Here is a 22038-nt window from a genome sequence, read left to right as displayed (position 1 = left end):
TGATCATTTGCGTAATGAGTTCGTCAAGGCCCTGCGCCACGAGTTGAAGCCGGCCTTGGGCTGCACCGAGCCGATTTCTCTTGCCCTGTGTTCGGCGATCGCATCGCGCTATCTCGGCGCGTCGCCGGAACGGATCGAGGCCAAGGTGTCGCCGAATCTGATGAAGAACGGCATGGGCGTAACCGTACCGGGAACCGGCATGGTCGGCTTGCCGATCGCCGCCGCGGTCGGTGCCCTGGGGGGTGATCCGGATGCCGGTCTTGAGGTCTTGCGCGCGGTCAGCGCCGAGCAGGTCCGGGCGGCCAAGGCGATGCTCGACGAGAAGCGCGTGACGGTTGGGCTGGCGGAGACGTCGCTGGCGCTCTATGCCGAGTCCTGCGTCTCGCATGGTGCGGACAAGGTACGCGTCTGCATCGCTGACTCGCATACGCGGGTCGTGTGCATTGAGAAGAACGGCGAGACAGTCTTTCAGATCGATGCCGAGGCCGGGGCGGCGGATGCATTGCCGTATTCCCTGGCCGACGCGACGGCTGCCGACGTCTTCGAGTTTGCGATGACGGTGCCCCTGGCGAGCGTCGACTTCGTGCTCCAGGCGGCCAGTCTGAATTCGGCGCTGGCCGACGCCGGAATGAGCGGCGACTTCGGCTTGCATATCGCCGCGACCATGCAGCGAAACGTCGATCATGGCCTCTTGTCCGACGACTTGCTGACGCGCATCGTCAAGCGCTCGGCGGCGGCGTCCGATGCCCGTATGGGCGGCGCGGTGCTGCCGGCAATGAGCAATTCGGGGTCCGGGAACCAGGGCATCATGGCGACCATCCCGGTGGTGGTGGTCGCCGAGCATCTGCGCGCCGATCAGGCGACGCTGACGCGGGCGCTGACGCTATCGCATCTGATGGCGGTTTACATTCACGATCATTTGCCGAAACTGTCGGCGCTGTGTGCGGTAACGACTGCGGCGATGGGCGCGGCGGCGGGGATGGCCTGGCTGCTTGGGGGCGATCAGCGCACCGTCAGCATGGCGATCTGCAGCATGATCGGCGATCTCGCCGGAATGATCTGCGACGGCGCTTCCAACAGTTGCGCGATGAAGGTGTCGACCTCGGCGAGTTCAGCGTACAAGGCCGTGCTGATGGCGCTCGACAATTCGCGCGTGGCGCATTACGAGGGCATCGTTGCCGAAAGCGTCGATGAGTCGATCGCCAATCTGTGTGCGTTGGCCTCGCGTGGCATGGTGCAGACCGACCGCCAGATCATCGAGATCATCCTGAACAAGTGCTGAGCCGAGGCGGGCGGCGACGCGTGCCGCCGGCGCTCAATCGTCGATGGCGGCGTAATTGAGCGGCAAGGCGCTGGTGTGCTTGAGCTCTTCCATCGCGAAGCTTGAGCTGACCTCGAAGATCTCGATGCGGCTTGTCAGCTTCTTGTAGACGGCGTCATAGGCCGCGATGTCGGGGACGATGACGCGCAAGAGATAGTCGATATTGCCGCTCATGCGGTAGAAATCGACGACCTCGGGAATATCGTTCACGATTTCGCGCAGGCTTTCGAACCAGTCCTGATTGTGCCGGTTCGTGCGCAGGAGCACGAAGACGGTAACGCCGACATTGAGTTTTTCCGCATCGAGGATGGCTACCCGGCGCTGGATGTAGCCCTGCTCCTCAAGCCGCTGGATACGCCGCCAGCAGGGCGTCGAGGACAGCTTGACCCGCGCCGCGATCTCGGTCAGCGGCAGGTCGGCGTTTTCCTGCAGCAGCGCCAGGATTTCCTTGTCGATGCGATCCATCAGTAGCGGATGTTGGGATGGGCAGGCGCCTTCTTGGTATTCTCAATCAAGGCGTAGGCCGAGTGGTTGTGGATCGACTCGAAGTTCTCGGATTCGATGACGTAAGAATAGATGCGGTCCTCGGCGTTGAGTCGGGCGGCGACGTCGCGCACCATGTCTTCGACGAACTTGGGGTTGTCGTAGGCGCGCTCGGTGACGTACTTCTCGTCCGGGCGCTTGAGCAGGCCATAGAGTTCGCACGAGGCTTCGCCCTCGACCAGTTGCACGATTTCCTCGATCCAGACGTGGTCGAGAATGCGTGCCGTGACGGTGACGTGCGAGCGCTGGTTGTGGGCGCCGCGCTCCGAAATCTTCTTCGAGCAGGGGCAGAGGCTGGTGACCGGCACGACGACCTTGATGGTCGAGGCGATGTCGCCGTGGCAGATTTCGCCGATCAGCGTGACGTCATAGTCGATCAGGCTTTGCACGCCGGATACCGGTGCCGACTTGTTGATGAAGTACGGGAAATTCATCTCGATGTGACCGGTTTCGGCTTCGAGCTTCTTCACCATTTCACGCAACATGCTGGGGAAATTCTCGACCGAGATCTCGCGCTCGTGGCTGTTCAGGATTTCGACGAAACGCGACATGTGCGTGCCTTTGAAGTTGTGCGGCAGGCTGACGTACATGTTGAAGACGGCGATGGTGTGCTGGACGCCGCCGGAGCGGTCGAGCACGCGGATCGGGTGACGGATCGACTTGATGCCGACGCGGTTGATGGCGATCTGGCGCGTGTCGGCGAGATTCTGCACGTCGGCGATGGGGTTGTCCTTGGCTTTCTGCGCTGCGTTCATGGCGTTTCCTGTGAATGCTGATGATTAAGTACCGAGCGGACGATGCCGTCCTTGTCGAGGCCGAGTTCGGATAGCAGGCGGCTCTGGTCGCCGTGCTCGATGAAGCGGTCGGGTAGTCCGATGCGGACGAGGCGCGCCGTGCTGCCCGCCTCTTCGAGCACACGGGCGACTTCCGAACCGGCGCCGCCGATGACCACGTTCTCTTCGATGCTGACGAGCAGTGAATGTTCCCGAGCCAGCGCGAGAATCAGTTCGCGGTCGATCGGTTTGACGAAGCGCATATTGGCGACCGTGGCATCGAGGACTTCAGCCGCGTCGAGTGCGGGTGCCAGCGTCGTGCCGAAAGCGAGCAGGGCGGTTCCGGTGCCTTGCCGGCGAATTTCGCCCTTGCCGATCGGCAGTTCGCGCAGTGTCGGGTCGATCGCGGCACCGATGCCTGCGCCGCGCGGATAGCGGACGACGCAGGGTGCGTTGCTGCGGCAGGCGGTCGTCAGCATCTGTCGGCATTCGTTTTCGTCCGACGGCGTCATGACGACCATATTGGGAATGCAAGTTACATAGCTGAGGTCGAAACAGCCGTGGTGCGTCGGGCCGTCGGCGCCAACCACGCCGCCGCGGTCGAGCGCGAAGACGACCGGCAGTTTCTGCAGGGCGACGTCGTGCAGAAGTTGGTCGAAGCCGCGTTGCAGGAAGGTCGAGTAGATCGCCACGACCGGTCGCATGCCTTCGCAGGCCAGTCCCGCGCCGAAGGTGACGGCATGCTGTTCGGCGATGCCGACGTCAAAATAGCGCGCAGGGAAAAGTTCGGCGAAGCGCGTCATGCCGGAACCTTCCCCCATTGCCGGGGTAATGGCGACGAGCTTCGGCTCGATTTCAGCCATGTCGCAGAGCCAGTCGCCGAAAATCTGGGTGAAGGTCGGCTTTGCGGTCGTGCGGGATTCGTCGATGCCGATGTCCGGCTGGAATTTCGAGACGCCGTGATACAGGATCGGATCGGCCTCGGCGAGTTTGTAGCCCTGTCCCTTGCGGGTAATGACATGCAGGAACTGCGGGCCGCGCAGCTTTTGCAGGTTTTGCAGCGTCGGCACGAGCGAGTCGAGGTCGTGCCCGTCGATCGGGCCGATGTAATTGAATCCGAGCTCTTCGAACAGCGTTCCCGGTGTCAGCAGGCCTTTGACGTGCTCTTCGACGCGGTTGGCGAATTCGAGCAGCGAGGGCGAAACCGACAGGACCTTCTCGCCGGCCTTGCGCGCGGCGTTGAAGGTGCTGCCCGAGAGGACGCGGGCGAGGTATTTGTTGAGGGCGCCGACCGGGCGCGAAATCGACATGTCGTTGTCGTTGAGTATGACGAGCATGTTGGCGTCGGCGACACCGGCGTTGTTGAGCGCTTCGAACGCCTGTCCCGCCGACATCGCCCCATCGCCGATGATGGCAACCGTGCGCCGTTCCTCGCCCTTGAGTTTCGCGGCGAGCGCCATGCCCAATGCGGCCGAGATCGAGGTCGACGAATGGCCGACGCCGAACGTGTCATAGGCGCTTTCGCAGCGCTTCGGGAATCCGGAAACGCCGTCCTTCATGCGCAGGCGTGCCATGCCCTCGCGCCGCCCGGTAAGGATCTTGTGGGCGTAGGTCTGATGGCCGACGTCCCACACAAGACGGTCTTCCGGCGTGTTGTAGACGTAGTGCAGCGCAATCGTCAGTTCGATCGTGCCGAGGTTCGACGACAGGTGTCCGCCGGTGCGGGAAACCGATTCGACGAGGAAGTTGCGCAGTTCGTCTGCCAGTTGCGGTAGCTGCTTGCGCTCCAGTTCGCGCAGTTGCGCGGGCGACTGGATGGTGTCGAGCAAAGGATAGGAACTCATGACGGATGGGCAGGCGCCGGTCTAGAAAAACGCGGGTCAGAACTTGCGGTAGGTGATGAAGTCGGTCAGCGCCGCGAGCCGCGATGCACCGGCGCCGAAGACGGAGAGCGCGTCCATGGCCTGGGTGCGCAACTCGTTGGCGAACTCGCGCGCGCCGTCGAGTCCGAGCAGGCTGACGTAGGTCGGCTTGTCGGCGGCGGCGTCCTTGCCGGCCGTCTTGCCGAGCGTTGCCGTACTGGCGGTACAGTCAAGGATGTCGTCGACGACCTGGAAGAGCAGGCCCAAGCGTTTGGCGAAGCGGTCGAGACGTGCCAGCGCAGCCTCGTCAATGTCGTCGCCGCAGAGGGCGCCGAGGAGTACCGCCGCGCGGATCAGTGCGCCGGTCTTGAGCGCGTGCATCAGTTCGAGTTCCGGTTGCGTCAGCGCCTTGCCGACCGATTCGAGGTCGATCGCCTGACCACCAGCCATGCCGCAGGAGCCGCTTGCGTGCGCCAGCAGCCGGACCATTTCGAGTTGTTGCTTCGGCGCGCCCAGCGTTTCCCGCGTCAACAGTTCGAATGCCAGCGATTGTAGACTGTCGCCAACCAGCAGGGCGGTCGGTTCGTCATATTCGACGTGACAGGTCGGTCGGCCGCGGCGCAGGACGTCGTCATCCATGCAGGGGAGGTCGTCGTGGACGAGCGAATAGGCGTGAATCAGTTCGACGGCGGCCGAGACGATTTCGAGTTTCTCCGGGGTCGCGCCGGAAATCTCGCCGGCGGCGAAGGCCAGCAGGGGGCGCACGCGTTTGCCGCCGCCGAGGCTGGCGTAACGCATTGCCTGATGCAGTCGGGCAGGAATCGCTTCGTCGGGAGGCAGGAGGCGCGCCAGCGCGGCTTCCATGCGCTGCTGGACGCTCTGCATCCAGTCCGGGAAAGCCGGGGTCGGCGCGGTGAACGGTGAGGACATCTGGGTCATCGGGTTTCTCCGTGTGGGGCGTCGAGGTCGCGCAGGATCCCGTTCTCCAGGGCTTGCACCTTGTGCTCTGCTTCCTTGAGCAACTGCTGGCAATGGCCGAGCAGTTCGCTGCCGCGGCGGTAGGCGGCGATGGCGGTTTCCAGCGGGAGTTGCTCCTCTTCCATGGTGCGGACCAGGCGTTCGAGTTCGGAGAGGGCAACTTCGAAGCTCAGGTCGGCGACGGGGATGTCGGCGTCAGCCGGCGTCGTTTCGGGAGTGGAGGATGTGGGTTTCGCCATGGGAGAAATCGGAAAACTGGTAAAAATAGCGTATGGCACGATGTCGGGTCAATCGAAAGCCATTACAATCGAAGTTTACACCCTTGCCGTTGTCGTGTGTCTGCCGAGCCCCCGGCAGTTGGATAAATAGCCATGCAATCCCTGTGGATGATCGTCGCCAGCTTCTGCTTTGCCTGCATGGGCATGTGCGTCAAGCTGGCGTCGGAAACGTTTTCGGCGACCGAGGTGGTGTTCTACCGCGCCGTCATTTCCTTCGCTTTCATGCTCGCCGTCGTATGCTTTCGCGGTATTCCGCTGAAGACGCCGCATTGGCGTTTCCAGATGACGCGTTCGATTTGCGGCTTTCTCGGGTTGGTATCGTTCTTCAATGCCATTTCGCTGTTGCCGCTGGCGACGGCCGTCACGCTCAACTATACGTCGCCGCTGTTCCTCGCCGTGCTACTCGCCTGTACCGGTCGCATCCTGCTGCGCCTCTCGCTGCTTGCCGCACTGGCGCTCGGTTTTGTTGGCGTTGCCTGGCTGCTGCGCCCGACTTTTCATGCCGATCAATTGGTCGGCGGGTTGTGGGGGCTGGGATCGGGCGTGCTTTCGGCATTCGCTTATTACAACGTGCGGGAACTCGGCGAACTCGGTGAAACGGAGGAACGCACGGTGTTTTATTTCTCCTTGTTCTCGACCGTTGGCGCGGCTTTATGGATGCTGCTTTACGAGTTCCATCCGGTCGATCTGCGCGGCGGCTTGCTGCTGCTCGGTGTCGGCGGCTTTGCCACGGTGGCGCAACTGGCAATGACGCGGGCGTACAAGCGCGGCAATACGCTGGTCTCGGCGAGTCTCGCTTACACCACGGTTGCCTTCGCCAGTCTGCTCGGCATGGTCTTCTGGCACGAGGCGCTGACACCGAACGCCTGGCTGGCGATTGGCCTGATCGTCTCGAGCGGCCTCATCTCAAGCTGGTTCTCGCGCGCCAATCCTGCCGATCAGGACTGATGCTACACTGCAGTCATCTCATAAGGAGACTGCCATGATCGTTATCCAACATCAGCCGGGCCGGGTTCAGGTCAATGTTTACGGCGAGTTTACGCTCGGCGATTTCAAGGAATTCGAGCAGATGGTCGGGTATACCGCCCAGTTCGAAGGGCCGGTCGATCTGCTCTTCGATCTGCGCGAAATGGCCGATTTCACGCTCGACGTGGCTTGGGAAGACATCGCCTTCGCGCGAGCACACCCCAACGATTTCAACCGAATCGCGGTGCTGACGCAGAGCCAGTGGGTGACCTGGAGCGCGTGGCTGACGCGGTTGTTCGTGCGGGCCGACATGCGCGTCTTCTCCGACGAGGGCGAGGCTTTGGCCTGGCTCGACATGGCCGAGGAGGGCGCGGCGCCATGATGTCTCCGCTGATTTCCTGCGAGCAGCTGGCAGCGCGTCTCGACGACCGCGACCTGTGCATCGTCGATTGCCGCCACCAGCTTTCCGATACCAGCCACGGCGAGCGCGTTTATGCGGAAGGGCATATCCCCGGCGCATTCTTCATGCATCTCGATCGCGACCTGTCGGGACCGATGACCGGGCGTAACGGTCGTCATCCGCTGCCCGATCCGCAAACGCTGGCCCGGCGGCTCGGTGCCATTGGCATATCGCGGCAGACGACGGTAGTGGTTTATGACGATGCCGAAGGCATGGTTGCCGGTCGCTTGTGGTGGATGCTGCGCTGGTTGGGGCACGAGCGCGTCGTGGTGCTCGATGGCGGTTTTCCGCGCTGGGTGGCCTTGGCGCTGCCGTTGACGAAAGCGCTGCCGAATCCCGTGCCGACGGATTTCGTGGCCGATCCGCCGCGCGACTGGGTGGTCGGTACCGACGCCGTGTTCGCCAATCTGGATCGGCAGGCGTTCATCGTCGTCGATGCTCGTGGCGCCGATCGTTTCCGCGGCGAGAACGAAACTATCGATCCGGTCGGCGGGCATATTCCGGGGGCATTGAGCCGTCCGTTCCGCGACAATCTCAAGGCCGACGGGACCTTCCGTTCGGCCGACGAACTGCGCCAGGCATATCTCGATCTTTTCGGCGGCGTGCCACCCGAACGGGTCGTCATGCAGTGCGGTTCGGGGGTGTCGGCGTGCCACAACCTGATCGCCATGGAACTCGCCGGCTTGCCGGGCGCTCGTCTCTATGCCGGTTCCTGGAGTGAATGGTGCAGCGATCCGGCGCGGCCGGTGGCGCGCTGACAATTTGCCTGGCGGACGCGTTTATACCGTTGTGATCGGGCGGTCGTAGCGGTTGAGCGCCCAGGCGACGTGTTCGCGCACGAGCGCCGAGGGATCGTCGCGGCGCGACTGAAGTGCCAGGCGGTGTGCGTCCGTCGGTGCCGCATTGCCGAGCGCCACGGCGATATTGCGCAGCCAGCGTTCGTGGCCGATACGGCGAATCGGACTGCCGGCCAGGCGCCGCTCGAATTCGTCCGCCGGCCAGGCGAACAGCGCGGTCAGCGGACTGTGGTCCAGATGATTGCGCACGGCGAAGTCCGGGTCGCCGGCTTGCGCGAAGCGGTTCCAGGGGCAGCAGGTCTGGCAGTCGTCGCAGCCGTAGATGCGCTGACCGATCAAGGGACGCAGTTCCTCCGGGATGGCGCCGTCCAGCTCGATCGTCAGGTAGGAGATGCAGCGGCGCGCATCCACTTCGTAGGGGGCGACGATGGCGCCGGTCGGGCAGGTGTCGAGACAACGCCGGCAATTGCCGCAGTGCGCTTCGGCGGACGCATCCGCCGGCAGCGGCAGGTTGGTGAACAATTCACCGAGAAAATGCCAGGAACCTTGGCGCGACAGTGTCAGCGTGTGTTTGCCCCGCCAGCCGATGCCGGCGCGTTGGGCGAATTCGGTTTCCATCACTGGCGCCGAATCGGAAAAGGCCCGGAATATGAAAAAGTCATCATTTCCGAGGCGTGTGCGCACGTGCGCCTGAATATGCTCGGCCAATTTTTGCAGGCGTTGCCGCACGGTCTTGTGATAGTCGCGGCCGCGTGCGTAGCGCGAGACCTCGGCGATGGCATCGTCGTGCTGTTCGGGTTCCGAGGACGCTTGTGGCCAGTAGGGCAGTCGCACCGAGATGACGCTGAGGACGCCGGGCAGGAGCGCCGACGGGTCGGTGCGCAGGGCGGCGTGTTTGGCCATATAATCCATCCCGCCGTGCCGACCGGCGGCCAGCCAGCGCCGGAGGCGTTCAGCGGCATCCGGGGTGACGTCGGCCCGGGCGATGCCGCAGGCCGAGAAGCCGAGCGCCCGCGCTTGCTGCCGGATGTCGGCGGCCAATGCCGCGAGCATCGCCTCGTCGGCGCGTGATTCGATGCTGTTTTCTCTTTGGGAGCCATGATCTTGCATAGCCTGCATGATAGCCCGGATGTGCGTCCGGACACCGGGGACGCGCACTGCTGCCTCTGTCTGCCGGACGAGGCGGCGACGATCGCGGTCGGGCAAGCGCTCGCGCCCTTGCTGGCGCCTGGCCTGATTCTCTGGCTCGACGGCGATCTTGGCGCCGGCAAGACGACGTTGGTGCGTTCACTGCTGCGCGCGCTCGGTCACGCCGGACCGGTCAAGAGTCCGACCTATACGCTGGTTGAAGTTTACGCAGTTTCGAGCTTATACTTGTATCACTTTGATTTTTATCGTTTCAATGATCCAGAAGAGTTTGTCGATGCCGGCTTGGGTGAATACTTCCGCACGGATGCTGTCTGCCTGGTCGAATGGCCGGCCAAGGCGTGTGGCTACGTGCCGCCCGCCGATGTGGAATTGGTCTTCCGCTTTCCCGATGCGCCGGCCGACGGCCGCATCCTCGAACTTCGCGCCCGTAGCGAGGCCGGGCGGCAATGTCTGAGCCGTTTCCGATCCAGTTCCGGCGTCGCCAGCTTGTTCGTTCCCTCGGTGCCGCCCTTCTCCTCTCGGTAACGCCGGTCGGTCGCGCCGCTTTGTCGCGCGGCAACGGCATTCTGGCCGTGCGGGTGTGGCCGGCGGCGGATTACACACGTGTCGCGATCGAGCACAGCGATCCGCTGAAGTTCACGCATTTCACGATCAAGAATCCGGATCGACTGGTCGTCGATCTCGAGGGCGTCGAGTTCAACGGTGTACTCGATGGCATGGCCGGCAAGATCGCGCCGGACGATCCGAACATCAAGTTGCTGCGTGCCGGACGTTTCAAGCCCGGTGTCGTGCGCCTGGTCATGGAACTCAAGAACGAGGTGCGACCGCAGGTCTTCGTGTTGCCGCCGGTCGGTGAATACGGTTATCGCCTGGTGCTCGACGTCTATCCGCTCGATCCGCCCGATCCGCTGTTGCAACTGATCCAGCGGAGCGAATCGCTTTATGGCGGCACGACCGCCGAGCAGAAGCCGGAAACGATCGTCGAGCGGCCGCGGCAGGGCAAACCGGTGGTCGACCGTCTGGTGACGATCACGCTCGATCCCGGGCATGGCGGCGAGGATCCGGGCGCGGTCGGACGCGGCGGCAGCTACGAAAAGCACGTCACGCTGGCCGTGGCGCATCGCTTGCGCGCGAAGATCGACGCCGAGCCGAATATGCGCGCGGTATTGACGCGAGATACCGACTATTTCGTGCCGCTGCAGATGCGGGTGCAGAAGGCGCGCCGCATCCAGTCCGATCTCTTCGTCTCGATTCATGCCGATGCGTTTACGCGTCCCGATGCCAATGGTTCTTCGGTGTTTGCCCTGTCGGAGAGCGGCGCGTCGAGTTCGGCGGCGCGTTATCTGGCGCAGCGAGAGAATGCCGCCGATCTGATCGGCGGCGTCAATCTTGGTGCCAAAGACCCGATCCTGGCGAAGACGCTGCTCGATCTGTCGCAAACGGCGACGATCAACGACAGTCTCAAACTCGGCCGTGCGGTGCTCAACGAAATCGGCGGCATCAACCGTCTGCACAAGGATAGCGTCGAGCAGGCGGGCTTCGCCGTGCTGAAGGCGCCGGACATCCCGTCGATCCTGATCGAAACGGCCTTCATCTCGAATCCGGAGGAAGAGCGTCGGCTCAACGACGAGGCTTACCAGGACCGTATGGCCGAAGCGATCATTTCCGGGATTCGCAAGTATTTCATCAAGAATCCGCCGCTGGCCAAGTCGAGGCTGGCCCGGCTCGACTGAGGCGTCGCGCGGCCGGCGGGTTTATCGTCCTGTATCGGCGGCGTGCAGCAGGTCGAGGGTGGTCTGCATGATCGGACTCACCGGGCGGTCGGCGAAGATCAGGCTACCCCAGGGCGACAGACTGTTGGTGAAGGTGTAAGGCAGGCTGCGCAGCAGTCCGTGGCGCGTGAAGACGGCAGCGACCGATTTCGGGATGGCGGCGATCATCTCGCTCTGTGCGACGAGGCCAGTAATTGTCATGAACGACGAGGTCTCGATCAGGCCCTGTGGCAGGGGAACGTGGTGGCTCTGGAATTCCTGCTCGATGACCTCGCGCAGCGGGCTGCCATGCAAAGGGAATATCCAGGGATAGTCTTGCAGCGCCTCGAACCGGATTTTCTTCTTCTGGATTTCACGCATTGCCGGATGGGTGCAGGCGCAGACGAGCGCCAGCGCCTCTTCGCCGATCGGCCGGAAGACGCAGTCGCGGCTGGCCCGGCTGCCCGGTTCGGGCATGCGGCCAATGACGAGGTCAAGTTTCCCGGCGCGCAGCAGTTCGACCAGACGGTCGCTGGTATCGACATGGATCTCGACCGAGAGCAACGGGTAGCGCTGCTTCAACCGGATGATCGCGTCGCTGAGCGGCGACGACGAGGTGGCGCTGATGCTGCCGATCAACAGCCGGCCGGAGCCACCGAGCGGGAGTTCGTGCAGTTCCCGGCTCAGGCCGGCGACGCCGTTGCGCAGTCCTCGGAATGCGGTCAGCACGGCTTCGCCGGTCGCCGTGAACTTGAGGCCGCGCCCGATACGCTCGAACAGCGGTTCGCCGAAGGCATCCTCAAGTTCGCGCAGCATCTTGCTCGCCGCCGGTTGTGTCATGCCCAATCTGGACGCGGCATTCCTCAAGGTCTTGAATTCGCTGATCGCCAGCAGCAGCGCCACCTGCCGCAGCCGGAGGCGGTTAAGGAGTTGCTCGGTGCTCGGTGTCGACATGGGATGGTCATAAAAGTTGATAACTTATTGGCATCAATATATCAAAACAATTCACTCTTTCGAGAACTTTAGCGCTGCTAGCATGAGCGTTCGACAAGCAACCCTTTTGCTGCCGACGGACGTCAAGGCGCCGACGGCGGCAAACCAGGAACAGGCGATATGCTGAGTGGAATCAGGGCGGATCTCGCCCAGGCGCGACAGGATTTTCTCGTTTCCGGCGATGATCGGTTGCTGCCGATCGTCGATGCACATCATCACTATTGGGAAATGCGCAATCCGCATCCGTGGCTGACCGAATTGCCGCGCATTCCGTTTCGCTATGGCGACTACGAGGCGATCTGTCGTGACTTCATGCCGGAAGACTATGCGCGGGCCTGTGCCGGGCACCGCGTGATGCGCCACGTCGTCATGGAGGGTGAATGGACGCCCGACGATCCGGTCGGCGAGGCGCGCTGGATGCGTGCGTTGGCCGATGCGAGTGGCGAACCGCAGGCGATGGCGGCGCAGATCTGGCTCGATCGCGACGATGTCGACACCGTGCTGCAGTTTTATGCCGAGGCGCCCTTGCGCGGTTTCGTCCGCAGCGTTCGTCATAAGCCCCGGACGACATCGCGCGAGGCGTTTCGCGCCGACTGGAGCGTGCCCGGTTCGATGCGCTGCCCGCGCTGGCGGCGCGGCTACGCGCTCCTGGCGCCGGCATCGCTGATGTTCGAATTGCAGGCGCCATGGTGGCATGTTGCCGAGATGGTTGAATTGGCGAACGATTTTCCTGAGACGACGATCGTCGTCAATCACGCCGGCATGCCGGGAACACGCGATGAAGACACCTTGCGGCAATGGCGCGCGGCGATGGCGCAACTGGCCCGGTGCGACAACGTGCGGATGAAGATTTCCGGCATCGGCGTACGCGGCGAAGCATGGACGCCGGCGCACCAGGCGTTCGTCGTACGCGCGCTGATCGAGGATTTCGGCGTCGCCCGTTGCCTGTTCGCGAGCAATTTTCCGGTCGATGGACTGGTTGTCGATCTCGCCACTTTATGGGCAGGTTTCAAGACGCTGACGCGGGCGATGACGCCCGAGCAGCGCCTAGCGTTGTTCTGCGACAACGCCGTCGGGCTTTATGGCTTGTGTTGACGTCGTTCGTCGTTACTCACCATCACCAGGAGGAATGCATGATGAAACACCCGAAAATTTCGACGCTCTTCAGCGTCGTGGCGATTGCGCTGGCCTGTCTTTGCCTTGGCGCTCCGTCTGCCGGCGCTCAGGAAATCAAGGCGCGCTTCGGCACCTCGCTGCCCGACAGCCACCCGCAAACGCTGGGGGCGCGCAAGTTCGCCGAGATCGTCGAGCAGAAAAGCGGCGGGCGCATCAAGGTGACGGTCTATTCCGGCGCGCAACTCGGCAGCGACCAGCAGATGCAGGCGGCATTGCGTGGCGGCACCCAGGAATTCACGGCGCCGTCGACGGCGACGCTGGCCAATCTGCTCAAGGAATTCGGCGTCTTCGGCTTGCCCTTCGCATTCGCCAATGAAAAACAGGCCGACGCCGTTTTCGACGGTCCCTATGGCCAGGGCATGCTGGCCAAGCTTGCGGAACGTGACCTGATCGGCCTCGCCTTCTGGGAAAACGGCTTCCGCAATTTCACCAACAGCCGCCGCCCGATCGTCAAGGCCGAGGACCTGGCCGGTCTCAAGGTGCGCACGATGCAGAACAATCTCTACATCGACATGTTCAACGGTCTTGGCGCCAATGCCGTGCCGATGCCGGTGAACGAGCTTTATACGGCGCTCGAGACGAAGGCTGTCGATGCGCAGGAGAATCCCTTCACCGTGGTGCAGGCGCAGAAGTTCTATGACGTGCAGAAGTATCTGTCGACGACCGGGCACGCCTATGACGCACAGGTATTGATCGCGTCGAAGAAATTCTGGGACAAGCTGAGCGCGGCCGACCGCACGCTGTTGCAGGACGCGGCGCGCGAGGCGACGCTTTACCAGCGCCAGGTGAGTCGCGAGCTGAACGCCAAGGCGCGTGCCGATCTCGTCAAGGAAGGCATGCTGGTCAATGATGTTTCCGATGCCGAGCGCAAGCGCATGCGCGAGAAGCTGCTGCCGGTCATCGCCAAACATCAGGCGGTTGTCGGCGAGGAGACGGCGAAGGAGTTTTTCGCGGCGATCGCCAAGGTGCCGAACTGAACCATGGAAATCGTTATGTAGCGCCCGCGGCAGCGCGGGCGGTTTTTCCGGTCGCAGTCATTCGATAGGGGATCTCGTGATGAAAAGCAAATTGGCAGGGCTGGTCGGTATCATGCTTTTGGGATTGTCCGGAACGCTGGCCTGGGGACAGGCACAGCCCGTCAAGCTACGCTTCGGCCATGCGCACCCGACCAGCGATTCGCAGCACATCGCCGCCGTTGAATTCGCCCGCAAGGTCAAGGAGCGGACGCAGGGCATGGTCGACATCCAGGTGTTCCCGAACAACCAGCTCGGCAATGACGCCACCATGATCGCCGGCGTACGCGGCGGCACCATCGATATCGAGACCTCGGGCAACCCGTTCTTCACTGGCATCGTCGCCAAGCTCAACGTGCTCGATCTGCCCTATCTGTTCGAGAACAACACCCACGTGGCCAAGGTGCTCGACGGGCCGATCGGTCGCTCGCTGCTCAACGAACTTGAACCTTTCCAGATGAAGGGGCTGGCGTTCTGGGAAGTTGGATATCGCAGTCTCGCTAACAGCCGCCGGCCCGTTAATAATGCTGAGGACATCAAGGGGCTGAAGCTGCGCACGACGCCGAACCAGGCGCACATCAAGGCCTTCCAGTTGCTTGGCGCGGCGCCGCAACCGATGCCTTTCGCCGAGGTCTATGCCGCGCTCGAATCGAAGGCGCTCGACGGTCACGAGAATCCCCCGAACGTCATGCTGTCGACCAAGATGTACGAGGTGCAGAAATATCTGTCGTTGACCAAGCATGCTTATACCGGCTTGATTGTCGTCATGAACAAGAAGCGCTTCGACACGCTGGCGCCCGAATACCAGCAGGTGATCTTGCAGGAAGCGGCGAGTGCCGCCGTCCTGCAGCGCGATCTCAACGCCAAGGGCGAGGCAGCGGCGCTTGCCGAGTTGCGTTCGCATGGCATGCAGATCAATGAAAAACCCGATGTGAATAGCATCAGAACGGTGGTACGTGACGAGACGCGCAAGATGTTCATCGAGAAGAACGGCGACGAGTTGATCAAGTCGATCGACGCGGCACGCTGAACGGAACCGATGTCATGACTCTCCGCTTGCCGCGCGCGATCGTCGATTCGCACCATCACATCTGGGACCTCTCGCAGATCCACTATCCCTGGCTGGCCGAAGCGTATGACGCGTCGACCTTCATTCTCGGCGACTATCGTCCGCTGTGCCGCAACTTCATGCCGGACGATTTGCGCGCGGCCTGGGGCGGTATGCCGGTCGTTGCGACCGTGCATATCGAAGCCGAATGCGAACGTCGTCTCGCCCTCGAGGAGACGCGCTGGGTGCACGCGCAGGCGGCGGCGTCGGGCCTGCCCAATGCAGTTGTCGCGCACGTCGATCTGCTCGCTGACGATGCCGACGAGCAACTCGACGCGCACTGTCGGTATCCGCTGGTGCGGTCGATCCGTTTCAAGCCGGTGACATCGCGTCGTCCCGATGACAGCGTGCGCGACAGGCCGGGCTCACTCTTCGATGCGCGCTGGCCAGCCGCGCTGGCACGTTTGCAGGCGCACGGTCTCGCCTGGGATTTGCGCGTTCCGTTCTGGCATCTCGAAGAGGCGGCCGCGGTGCTGCGCGATTTTCCGGCCTTGCCGGTCGTCCTGCAGCACACCGGTTTGCCGTGGGATCGCAGTGCGGCCGGGCTGAACGCCTGGCGGCGCGGCATGGAGGCGCTGGCGGCTTTACCGAATGTCCATGTGCGGCTGTCGGAGTTGGGGCTGCGCGACCGTCCCTGGCGGCTGGAAGACAATCTGCCGGTGGTGCGCGATGCGGTGGCGATCTTCGGCTGGCAGCGCAGCATGTTCGGCAGCAATTTCCCCGTCGCCGGGCTGCGCATCGACTATCCGACGCTGGTGCTGGCGATGGCCGAGGCGCTGGCGCCGCTCGACGAGGTGGCAAGCGCCGCCGTGTGGCATGACAATGCCTTGCGCTTCTACGGGATGGAGCTTGCCGCCGTCGCGACGGCGGTCGGGGGCTGAATTCGGGTTCGGCGCGCATTTGCAGGAGCCAGGATGCGGCGGAAGAAAAATGCTTTGCATCCCGCGGTCTCGTTGCTATAATGCGCGCCTCGCAGTCACAGGGTTACTTGTGTCGCCGCTGTAGCTCAGTCGGTAGAGCAGCGCATTCGTAATGCGAAGGTCGGCAGTTCGATTCCGCCCAGCGGCACCAACAAACTCAAGCACTTAGGCCAATCCATCGGATTGGCCTTTTTGCTTTCCGGGAGGCGTGAAACCTGCATGCCGACCGGCTAATCAGCGAGCATCGACCTGCCGGAAGGCCGAACGAGTCCTGCCTTGTTTTTACGCAAGATTTGCTATCTTTCGCGATATCGCGCATAGTCACGCCTTGCGTTCTTCAAGTAGTGTCAGAGTCGTTTGTCGGTTTTACATCCCGCCGTGTTGCGGAGCAATTCCCCTGATTACCTCGCCGTCTTGATTTTCGCTTCATTCCGGGTGACTTAACCCCTTATTTTTTTGGAGATTCAAGACATGGCAACAGGTACCGTCAAGTGGTTCAACGATTCCAAGGGCTTCGGCTTCATCACCCCCGACCAGGGCGGTGACGATCTGTTCGTTCACTTTTCCGCGATTCAGGGCAAGGGTTTCAAGACCCTCAAGGAAGGCGACAAGGTGACCTTCGACATCACCCAGGGACAGAAAGGCGCTCAAGCCAGCAACGTGCTTCCCGCCTGATTTCGCATCACTCCGGCCGGGTGATTGAAAACCGGCTGTCGATCAAGGCCTGGTGTCATCCAGGCCTTTTTTCTTCGCATGAAAATGGAATAGTCATGGCAAAGGAAGAACTGCTCGAGATGCAGGGCGTCGTCGCCGAGGTGATGCCGGATTCGCGTTTTCTGGTGACGCTGGAGAACGGGCATACCCTGATTGCCTATACTGCCGGTAAGATGCGCAAGCACAGCATCCGCATCATCGCCGGAGACAAGGTTTCGGTCGAGATTTCCCCGTATGATCTCAGCAAGGGACGAATCAACTTCAGGCACCTTGAGTCGAGACCTCAGGCTTCAAGGCCTCAGCGGCGCCGATTTTAGGAGCGTGACCGGGAGAAACTGACGATGTACTACGGCGAACGGTTCAACGGCTACAGCCATCTGGCGGGTGCCATGCTGGCCCTGTTGGGGAGCATTGTGCTGGTGGTGCTCGGATCGCTGACCGGCAATGTCTGGAAAATCGTCAGTTTCGCAATCTATGGTTCGACGCTGGTTCTGCTCTACAGCTTTTCGACGCTGTACCACAGCACGCGTGGCCGCCTCAAGCAGATATTCCGCAAGCTCGATCACCAATCGATCTACCTGCTGATCGCCGGAACCTACACGCCCTTCACGCTCGTCAGCCTGCAGGGGTCGTGGGGCTGGTCGCTCTTCGCCGCGGTCTGGATCCTGGCGATCATCGGTATCGCCCAGGAGTTCTGGTTGGGCAAGGGCGCGCGCAAGCTTTCGCTGGTCATTTATCTGCTGATGGGTTGGCTTGCCGTCATTGCCACCGTTCCCCTGATCGAGGCGCTTTCCCTCAGCGGCTTCGCCTGGGTCGCCGCCGGTGGCGTGGTCTATACCGCCGGGGTTGTCTTCTATCTTTACGACGAGAGATTCGCCCATTGGCACGGCATCTGGCATCTGTTTGTCATTGGCGGCAGCGCGCTGCACTATCTTGCCATCGCGCGCTATGTCCTTTGAATTTTTCGGTGACGGCGGTGCGCCTGTTCGTTTTCGGGACGCCATGAATTCCCTCGGAGACGAGCGTCCATGAAAATCTGGGTCGATGCCGATGCGTGTCCGGTCGTCATCAAGGAAATCCTCTTTCGCGCAGCCAATCGCGCCCAGGTGCCGACCACCCTGGTGGCCAACCAGATGCTGCGGGTGCCGCCTTCTCCATGGATCAGGGCCGTACAAGTGCCGGGCGGGTTCGATGTCGCGGATCAGCGCATCGTTCAGGAGGCCGCTGCGGGAGACATCGTCATCACCGCCGATATTCCGCTGGCTGCCCAGGTCATCGCCCAGGGCGCGGTGGTCATCGATCCGCGCGGTGAGTTGCTCGATGCCGGCAACATTCAGGAACGCCTGACGCTGCGCAATTTCCTCGACGGTCTTCGCAGCAGCGGCGTCGAGACCGGAGGGCCATCGGCGCTCTCGAATGCGGATCGACAGGCGTTTGCCAACCAATTGGACCGGCTTCTGGCAAAGCGCCAGAAGTGACTTGCTGTGTTTTCAGGTCATGCCGCCAGAGCGTCTGGTGGCGTCCTGAAGCGAATCAGGATGCTGTCCGTATGATGCCAAACGCGTAGGCGGCCAAGGAGAATGGCGGTGTGCAAGGGAGCGTTTTGACGGGGGGCGGTCTGGTCGTAGAATAGCGAGGACGTCGGTCTTGGCCTTTGCTCCTGCCACTACTGACGGCCGTCGGTGCTTGTCCTGAACATCGTCTTCTTTGGCTTTCCCGTGTATTCCCACGCATGACGCTTTCCCAACTGCTCGATCTAAGAACCCTGCTGACGACCAATGTGATCAGCATGATGCTCTGTGTGCTGGTCATGGCCATCGTCTGGTGGAATAACCGGGAGCGTTTTGCGGCGATAGGGCAGTGGTTCCTCAGCCTGATTTTCCAGTTGCTGGCATTTCCCTTGATCCTGGCGCGCGGCATCCTGCCCGACACCGTGTCGATCCTGATCCCCGCCTGGCTGATCACTTCCGGGTTCGTGCTGCTGTTGCGGGGGGTGGCGCGGCATCTCGATCGCCCGCAATCGTTCCGGCACGACCTCGCCCTGCAGGCGGTCTTTCTCCTGATCCACGCCTATTTCACCTATGCCGTACCGAGCCTGCTCTGGCGTAGCGTCAATTATTCGGTGTTCCTCAGCTGGTTGAGCATCGAGTGCGTGTGGCTGGTATTCCGGACGCCGGCAGATCGACGTTTCGGCGCGCAGACACTGGCGTTTGTCATGGCGTGTTATGCGCTGCTGTTTTCCGGGCGGCTCGTCTTCTATTTTTTCAATCCGCCGGGGCCGAATTTCTTTCTGGCGAGCGCTTACGACCTTTTCATGTACGTCGGCACGCAAACATTGCTGATCGCGCTGACCTTCAGCTTCATCTTGCTGGTCAACCGGCGCCTGCTCCATGATCTCCTGGTCGATGTGCGGCGGCGTCAGGAGACCGAGATGGCGATGCGGGATAATGTCGAACGCCTGGCGCGCGCCGAATTGGCATCGAAAACAGGCAACTGGGAGTTCAATCCCGATACGCGCGTCATGACGCATTCGGTCGGCGCCGCGAGGATTTTCGGACTGCCGCCGGAGGAAATTGACGAAGCTGCGTTCAGGCGGATGTTGCTTCCGGGATACGAGGCGCCGATCGAAACGGCGATGGCGGCGCTCGTCCAGCACGGCCATCCTTTCAATGTCGAATTCAGGATACGCGCCGTCGATACCGGCGAAATCAAGGAAATCCAGTCAAACGCCGAATTCGATCCTGGTCGGCGCACGGTGTTCGGCGTTATCCATGACGTCACCGAACAGAAGCGGATTGAACACGAGCTCGAGCACCTGGTGCAGGTCGATCCCTTGACCGGGGTGTTCTCGCGTCGCCATTTCATGGCCCTGACCGAACGCGAGTTGGCGAATGCCGCGCGCTATGACACGCAGCTGTCGGTGCTGATGCTCGATATCGATTACTTCAAGCAGGTGAACGACACCTATGGTCACCAGGTCGGCGATCAGGCCCTGCAACAACTCGGCAGCATTCTCCGCGGGCTGCTCCGCGAAGTGGATATCGCCGGGCGTTACGGCGGCGAGGAATTCGCCATTGTGCTGCCCAGAACCGGGCTGGTTCAGGCCTTCGAGGTGGCCGAGCGTCTGCGGCGGACGATCGAGTTCGGAGAAATCCCGCTCGACCACGGCGTGCCGCTGAAAATCACGGTGTCGATCGGCGTCACCGCCTTCAAGGACGCGGCGGAGAATATCGACGCCTTGCTGGCGCGGGCCGACAAGGCCTTGTACGACGCCAAGCACCAGGGGCGCAATCAGGTGTGCACCTACGAAACGAGTTTCGATCTGCGCTACTGATCGCGGGCGCCTTGCAATCGGACGTTCGGCCGTTAAGATAAACGAGTAGTTCCCCCTGGATTGCCGGAGGTGGTGCGGTGTGTCCGGTTCGGGGGGCATGGATTGTTTCCGGCACTGAACATTTTCCCTCTGGAACGATCCAATACCGGCGAACGTATATCCGGAACATACAACCTAAGGCTCGTCATCATGAAAACCATCACCATCTCGAAGCGTATCGTGTTCCTGATCATCTGTTCGGTGATTGCCCTGCTGATCGTCGGGGCGGTGGGCCTGTCGGCGGCCTTGCACGGACAGCGTGGCGTGACGCAGGTGCGCGACGACAGTCTTGCCAGCATCAAGACGCTTGGCAACGCGCGCAATTCCTTTCAGCAGATACGTGTCAACGCCTATGCGCATGTATTGACGACCGACGACGCCGGCATGGCTGCGGTCGAGAAAAGCATCGAACAGCTGGTCGCCAGCGTGAATGGTGATCTGAAAAAGTACGAGTCGATGCTCTCGAACGACGAGGACAAGAAGTTGCTGGAGGCTGACCGGCAGGCAGTCTCACGTTATCTGACGGCGTTCCATGAGAAATTGCTGCCGCTGTCGCGCAAGAACGAAACGAATGCGGCGCTGGCCGTGCTCAGAAACGAGATGCGCCCGATGGCGATCGAGGCCGCCGAAGCACTCGACAAGCATGTCGCCTTTAACGAGAACATGGCGGGTAGCTATGCCAACGAAGTCGTCGATTCCGTGTCATCGGCGATCAAGTGGTCGATTGCCTCGATCGTTGCGGCCGTGGCGGCCATCGTCGTCATGGGCTATTTCATGCTCGTCAATATCCGCGGTTCGCTCAGCCTGATTCGCGACAGCGTGACGCAGGTGGAAGCCAATCTCGATTTCACGCAGCGGGTCAGGATTCTGCGGGAAGATGAAATCGGCGTGACGGCGCAGGCGCTCAATCGGCTGCTCGACAAGCTCCAGGGCAACCTCAAGACGATCCTGACGCATTCGCAGACGGTGGCCCAGTCCGCCAGCCAGATGTCGACGACATCGGGGCAGGTGGCGGTCGCCTCGCACCAGCAGAGCGAATCGGCGTCGAATATGGCGGCGACGGTCGAGGAGATGACGGTGAGCATCAATCACGTCGGTGACCGGGCGCACGAGGCCGACCGCATTTCGACCGAGTCCGGCCAACTGGCGTCGTCGGGCGAGACGATCATCGGCAAGACCGTTCATGATATCAACAATATCTCGGAGACCGTCAATCAGGCGGCCGAGCGGATTCGCGAACTTGTCGATAGCAGCCAGCAGATTTCGAATGTCGTCGCCGTGATCAAGGAAGTCGCCGATCAGACCAATCTCCTGGCGCTCAATGCGGCGATCGAGGCGGCGCGTGCCGGCGAGCAGGGCCGCGGCTTCGCCGTGGTCGCCGATGAGGTGCGCAAGCTGGCCGAGCGCACGGCGGCGTCGACGCAGGAAATTTCGGCGACGATCGCGTCGATGCGCTCGGGCGCCAGCGACGCGGCGGTGAGCATGGAAAGCGTGGTCACTGAGGTGAGCCTCGGCGTCGAGTCGGCCCAGAAGGCGAGCGAGGCGATCAATCAGATCGGCCAGGGCAGCCGCAGCGCGGTCGAAATGGTCGAGGAAATTACCTCGGCGATCCGGGAACAGGCGTCGGCGATGACGACGATCGCGCAGCAGGTCGAGCGGATTGCGCAGATGTCGGAGGAAAGCAGCGCCGCAGCCGATCACAGCGCCCAGGTGGCGACCGATCTCGATCACCTCGCCAACGAGATGCAACGCATCGTCAGCGCCTATCGGTTGTAGCCTCCGGCGCTCTTGCCCGGTATTGCGGCCCGGTCGCCCGGTGAGGCGGCCGGGCCGCGTCGTTTCCGCTTGAGGACGAAAATCGAC

23 protein-coding genes and 1 tRNA gene are annotated in these 22038 nt (G+C 62.1%); 17 read left to right on the top strand and 7 right to left on the bottom strand.

The genetic code is table 11. The features are described from left to right. Nucleotides 1-7: 7 nt before the first annotated feature. Entirely contained in the window at nucleotides 8-1282 is a 1275-nt protein-coding gene (locus tag BLR25_RS06265; RefSeq protein WP_218122646.1) for an L-cysteine desulfidase family protein, read from the top strand. Between the two features lie 33 nt (nucleotides 1283-1315). On the opposite strand, the gene BLR25_RS06260 is transcribed toward BLR25_RS06265, so the two are convergent. From BLR25_RS06260 to xseB, 5 genes are read right to left on the bottom strand one after another with little or no spacing between them, the layout of a single operon-like run. After that, nucleotides 1316-1786 (bottom strand): Lrp/AsnC family transcriptional regulator, encoded by a 471-nt coding sequence (locus tag BLR25_RS06260; protein WP_091935405.1) that lies wholly within the window; start codon nucleotides 1784-1786, stop codon nucleotides 1316-1318. Continuing rightward, the gene (gene folE2 / locus BLR25_RS06255; RefSeq protein WP_091935402.1) at nucleotides 1786-2619 is read right to left on the bottom strand and encodes a GTP cyclohydrolase FolE2; all 834 of its coding nucleotides are present in this window, start codon (nucleotides 2617-2619) and stop codon (nucleotides 1786-1788) included. Before folE2 ends, BLR25_RS06260 begins: the two co-directional genes overlap by 1 nt. Beyond that, nucleotides 2616-4481 carry a 1-deoxy-D-xylulose-5-phosphate synthase gene (gene dxs, locus BLR25_RS06250; RefSeq protein ID WP_091935399.1) on the bottom strand — a complete coding sequence of 622 codons (1866 nt, stop codon included), beginning with the start codon at nucleotides 4479-4481 and terminating at the stop codon, nucleotides 2616-2618. Before dxs ends, folE2 begins: the two co-directional genes overlap by 4 nt. Before the next feature lie 36 nt (nucleotides 4482-4517). Then, on the bottom strand, nucleotides 4518-5438 hold the full coding sequence (locus tag BLR25_RS06245; protein ID WP_425438681.1) for a polyprenyl synthetase family protein: 921 nt from the start codon (nucleotides 5436-5438) through the stop codon (nucleotides 4518-4520). Beyond that, the gene (gene xseB, locus BLR25_RS06240) at nucleotides 5435-5716 is read right to left on the bottom strand and encodes an exodeoxyribonuclease VII small subunit (protein WP_091935396.1); all 282 of its coding nucleotides are present in this window, start codon (nucleotides 5714-5716) and stop codon (nucleotides 5435-5437) included. The genes BLR25_RS06245 and xseB overlap by 4 nt, the downstream gene beginning before the upstream one ends. A gap of 132 nt (nucleotides 5717-5848) precedes the next feature. On the opposite strand from xseB, the gene BLR25_RS06235 reads away from it, so the two are divergent. From BLR25_RS06235 to BLR25_RS06225, 3 genes are read left to right on the top strand one after another with little or no spacing between them, the layout of a single operon-like run. Then, nucleotides 5849-6703 carry a DMT family transporter gene (locus tag BLR25_RS06235; protein WP_091935393.1) on the top strand — a complete coding sequence of 285 codons (855 nt, stop codon included), beginning with the start codon at nucleotides 5849-5851 and terminating at the stop codon, nucleotides 6701-6703. Nucleotides 6704-6737: 34 nt separating this feature from the next. Then, on the top strand, nucleotides 6738-7103 hold the full coding sequence (locus tag BLR25_RS06230) for a SpoIIAA family protein (protein WP_091935390.1): 366 nt from the start codon (nucleotides 6738-6740) through the stop codon (nucleotides 7101-7103). Beyond that, complete coding sequence (locus tag BLR25_RS06225; protein ID WP_091935387.1) at nucleotides 7100-7939, top strand: sulfurtransferase; 840 nt, start codon at nucleotides 7100-7102, stop codon at nucleotides 7937-7939. The genes BLR25_RS06230 and BLR25_RS06225 overlap by 4 nt, the downstream gene beginning before the upstream one ends. 21 nt (nucleotides 7940-7960) lie before the next feature. On the opposite strand, the gene queG is transcribed toward BLR25_RS06225, so the two are convergent. Further along, on the bottom strand, nucleotides 7961-9031 hold the full coding sequence (gene queG, locus BLR25_RS06220) for a tRNA epoxyqueuosine(34) reductase QueG (RefSeq protein WP_091935384.1): 1071 nt from the start codon (nucleotides 9029-9031) through the stop codon (nucleotides 7961-7963). A 45-nt stretch (nucleotides 9032-9076) separates the two neighbouring features. On the opposite strand from queG, the gene tsaE reads away from it, so the two are divergent. Further along, the gene (gene tsaE / locus BLR25_RS06215; protein ID WP_091935381.1) at nucleotides 9077-9652 is read left to right on the top strand and encodes a tRNA (adenosine(37)-N6)-threonylcarbamoyltransferase complex ATPase subunit type 1 TsaE; all 576 of its coding nucleotides are present in this window, start codon (nucleotides 9077-9079) and stop codon (nucleotides 9650-9652) included. Beyond that, nucleotides 9574-10860, top strand: a complete 1287-nt coding sequence (locus BLR25_RS06210) for an N-acetylmuramoyl-L-alanine amidase (RefSeq protein ID WP_091935377.1) — start codon at nucleotides 9574-9576, stop codon at nucleotides 10858-10860. Before tsaE ends, BLR25_RS06210 begins: the two co-directional genes overlap by 79 nt. A 21-nt stretch (nucleotides 10861-10881) precedes the next feature. Here the strand turns inward: BLR25_RS06210 and BLR25_RS06205 are convergent, their stop codons facing one another. Then, nucleotides 10882-11832: a LysR family transcriptional regulator gene (locus BLR25_RS06205; protein ID WP_091935374.1), complete on the bottom strand. Its 951-nt coding sequence runs from the start codon at nucleotides 11830-11832 to the stop codon at nucleotides 10882-10884. 159 nt (nucleotides 11833-11991) lie between these two features. Here BLR25_RS06205 and BLR25_RS06200 point away from each other — a divergent pair, with 159 nt between their 5' ends. The 11 genes from BLR25_RS06200 (at nucleotide 11992) to BLR25_RS06150 (ending at nucleotide 21951) form a co-directional block, all read left to right on the top strand. Continuing rightward, nucleotides 11992-12966, top strand: coding sequence for an amidohydrolase family protein (locus tag BLR25_RS06200; protein WP_091935371.1), 975 nt, complete (start codon nucleotides 11992-11994; stop codon nucleotides 12964-12966). Between the two features lie 38 nt (nucleotides 12967-13004). Further along, the gene (locus BLR25_RS06195; RefSeq protein ID WP_218122645.1) at nucleotides 13005-14024 is read left to right on the top strand and encodes a TRAP transporter substrate-binding protein; all 1020 of its coding nucleotides are present in this window, start codon (nucleotides 13005-13007) and stop codon (nucleotides 14022-14024) included. Nucleotides 14025-14103: 79 nt separating this feature from the next. Continuing rightward, nucleotides 14104-15090 carry a TRAP transporter substrate-binding protein gene (locus tag BLR25_RS06190; RefSeq protein WP_091935368.1) on the top strand — a complete coding sequence of 329 codons (987 nt, stop codon included), beginning with the start codon at nucleotides 14104-14106 and terminating at the stop codon, nucleotides 15088-15090. Nucleotides 15091-15104: 14 nt separating this feature from the next. Next, nucleotides 15105-16049 (top strand): amidohydrolase family protein, encoded by a 945-nt coding sequence (locus tag BLR25_RS06185; protein WP_091935365.1) that lies wholly within the window; start codon nucleotides 15105-15107, stop codon nucleotides 16047-16049. A gap of 114 nt (nucleotides 16050-16163) precedes the next feature. Beyond that, nucleotides 16164-16239 (top strand) — tRNA-Thr (locus BLR25_RS06180). A gap of 320 nt (nucleotides 16240-16559) precedes the next feature. Next, nucleotides 16560-16763, top strand: coding sequence for a transcription antiterminator/RNA stability regulator CspE (gene cspE, locus BLR25_RS06175; RefSeq protein ID WP_091935362.1), 204 nt, complete (start codon nucleotides 16560-16562; stop codon nucleotides 16761-16763). A gap of 95 nt (nucleotides 16764-16858) precedes the next feature. After that, a complete protein-coding gene (gene infA / locus BLR25_RS06170) occupies nucleotides 16859-17119 on the top strand; it encodes a translation initiation factor IF-1 (RefSeq protein WP_091935360.1) in 261 nt (86 codons plus the stop codon). A gap of 24 nt (nucleotides 17120-17143) precedes the next feature. Beyond that, nucleotides 17144-17761 carry a PAQR family membrane homeostasis protein TrhA gene (trhA, locus tag BLR25_RS06165; protein ID WP_091935357.1) on the top strand — a complete coding sequence of 206 codons (618 nt, stop codon included), beginning with the start codon at nucleotides 17144-17146 and terminating at the stop codon, nucleotides 17759-17761. Nucleotides 17762-17830: 69 nt separating this feature from the next. Next, nucleotides 17831-18280: a YaiI/YqxD family protein gene (locus BLR25_RS06160; protein WP_091935354.1), complete on the top strand. Its 450-nt coding sequence runs from the start codon at nucleotides 17831-17833 to the stop codon at nucleotides 18278-18280. A 254-nt stretch (nucleotides 18281-18534) separates the two neighbouring features. Next, entirely contained in the window at nucleotides 18535-20136 is a 1602-nt protein-coding gene (locus tag BLR25_RS06155) for a GGDEF domain-containing protein (RefSeq protein WP_091935351.1), read from the top strand. A 189-nt stretch (nucleotides 20137-20325) separates the two neighbouring features. Then, on the top strand, nucleotides 20326-21951 hold the full coding sequence (locus tag BLR25_RS06150) for a methyl-accepting chemotaxis protein (RefSeq protein WP_091935348.1): 1626 nt from the start codon (nucleotides 20326-20328) through the stop codon (nucleotides 21949-21951). Nucleotides 21952-22038 lie beyond the last annotated feature (87 nt).

The sequence above is a fragment of the Propionivibrio dicarboxylicus genome (assembly GCF_900099695.1).
GTDB lineage: Bacteria > Pseudomonadota > Gammaproteobacteria > Burkholderiales > Rhodocyclaceae > Propionivibrio > Propionivibrio dicarboxylicus.
The sequence above is the reverse complement of the archived record's forward strand: the minus strand, read 5'-3'. Positions and strand labels throughout refer to the sequence as shown.

Bases quoted from the DNA above. Each gene is read 5' to 3' on its own strand.
- BLR25_RS06185 (WP_091935365.1), top strand. From the start codon at position 15,105: ATGACTCTCCGCTTGCCGCGCGCGATCGTCGATTCGCACCATCACATC.
- BLR25_RS06200 (WP_091935371.1), top strand. From the start codon at position 11,992: ATGCTGAGTGGAATCAGGGCGGATCTCGCCCAGGCGCGACAGGATTTT.
- BLR25_RS06245 (WP_425438681.1), bottom strand. From the start codon at position 5,438: ATGACCCAGATGTCCTCACCGTTCACCGCGCCGACCCCGGCTTTCCCG.
- cspE (WP_091935362.1), top strand. From the start codon at position 16,560: ATGGCAACAGGTACCGTCAAGTGGTTCAACGATTCCAAGGGCTTCGGC.
- BLR25_RS06210 (WP_091935377.1), top strand. From the start codon at position 9,574: ATGTCTGAGCCGTTTCCGATCCAGTTCCGGCGTCGCCAGCTTGTTCGT.
- BLR25_RS06205 (WP_091935374.1), bottom strand. From the start codon at position 11,832: ATGTCGACACCGAGCACCGAGCAACTCCTTAACCGCCTCCGGCTGCGG.
- BLR25_RS06160 (WP_091935354.1), top strand. From the start codon at position 17,831: ATGAAAATCTGGGTCGATGCCGATGCGTGTCCGGTCGTCATCAAGGAA.
- tsaE (WP_091935381.1), top strand. From the start codon at position 9,077: ATGATCTTGCATAGCCTGCATGATAGCCCGGATGTGCGTCCGGACACC.
- BLR25_RS06235 (WP_091935393.1), top strand. From the start codon at position 5,849: ATGCAATCCCTGTGGATGATCGTCGCCAGCTTCTGCTTTGCCTGCATG.
- queG (WP_091935384.1), bottom strand. From the start codon at position 9,031: ATGCTCGCGGCATTGGCCGCCGACATCCGGCAGCAAGCGCGGGCGCTC.
- trhA (WP_091935357.1), top strand. From the start codon at position 17,144: ATGTACTACGGCGAACGGTTCAACGGCTACAGCCATCTGGCGGGTGCC.
- BLR25_RS06230 (WP_091935390.1), top strand. From the start codon at position 6,738: ATGATCGTTATCCAACATCAGCCGGGCCGGGTTCAGGTCAATGTTTAC.
- infA (WP_091935360.1), top strand. From the start codon at position 16,859: ATGGCAAAGGAAGAACTGCTCGAGATGCAGGGCGTCGTCGCCGAGGTG.
- BLR25_RS06260 (WP_091935405.1), bottom strand. From the start codon at position 1,786: ATGGATCGCATCGACAAGGAAATCCTGGCGCTGCTGCAGGAAAACGCC.
- BLR25_RS06195 (WP_218122645.1), top strand. From the start codon at position 13,005: ATGATGAAACACCCGAAAATTTCGACGCTCTTCAGCGTCGTGGCGATT.
- folE2 (WP_091935402.1), bottom strand. From the start codon at position 2,619: ATGAACGCAGCGCAGAAAGCCAAGGACAACCCCATCGCCGACGTGCAG.
- BLR25_RS06225 (WP_091935387.1), top strand. From the start codon at position 7,100: ATGATGTCTCCGCTGATTTCCTGCGAGCAGCTGGCAGCGCGTCTCGAC.
- xseB (WP_091935396.1), bottom strand. From the start codon at position 5,716: ATGGCGAAACCCACATCCTCCACTCCCGAAACGACGCCGGCTGACGCC.
- dxs (WP_091935399.1), bottom strand. From the start codon at position 4,481: ATGAGTTCCTATCCTTTGCTCGACACCATCCAGTCGCCCGCGCAACTG.
- BLR25_RS06190 (WP_091935368.1), top strand. From the start codon at position 14,104: ATGAAAAGCAAATTGGCAGGGCTGGTCGGTATCATGCTTTTGGGATTG.
- BLR25_RS06155 (WP_091935351.1), top strand. From the start codon at position 18,535: ATGACGCTTTCCCAACTGCTCGATCTAAGAACCCTGCTGACGACCAAT.
- BLR25_RS06150 (WP_091935348.1), top strand. From the start codon at position 20,326: ATGAAAACCATCACCATCTCGAAGCGTATCGTGTTCCTGATCATCTGT.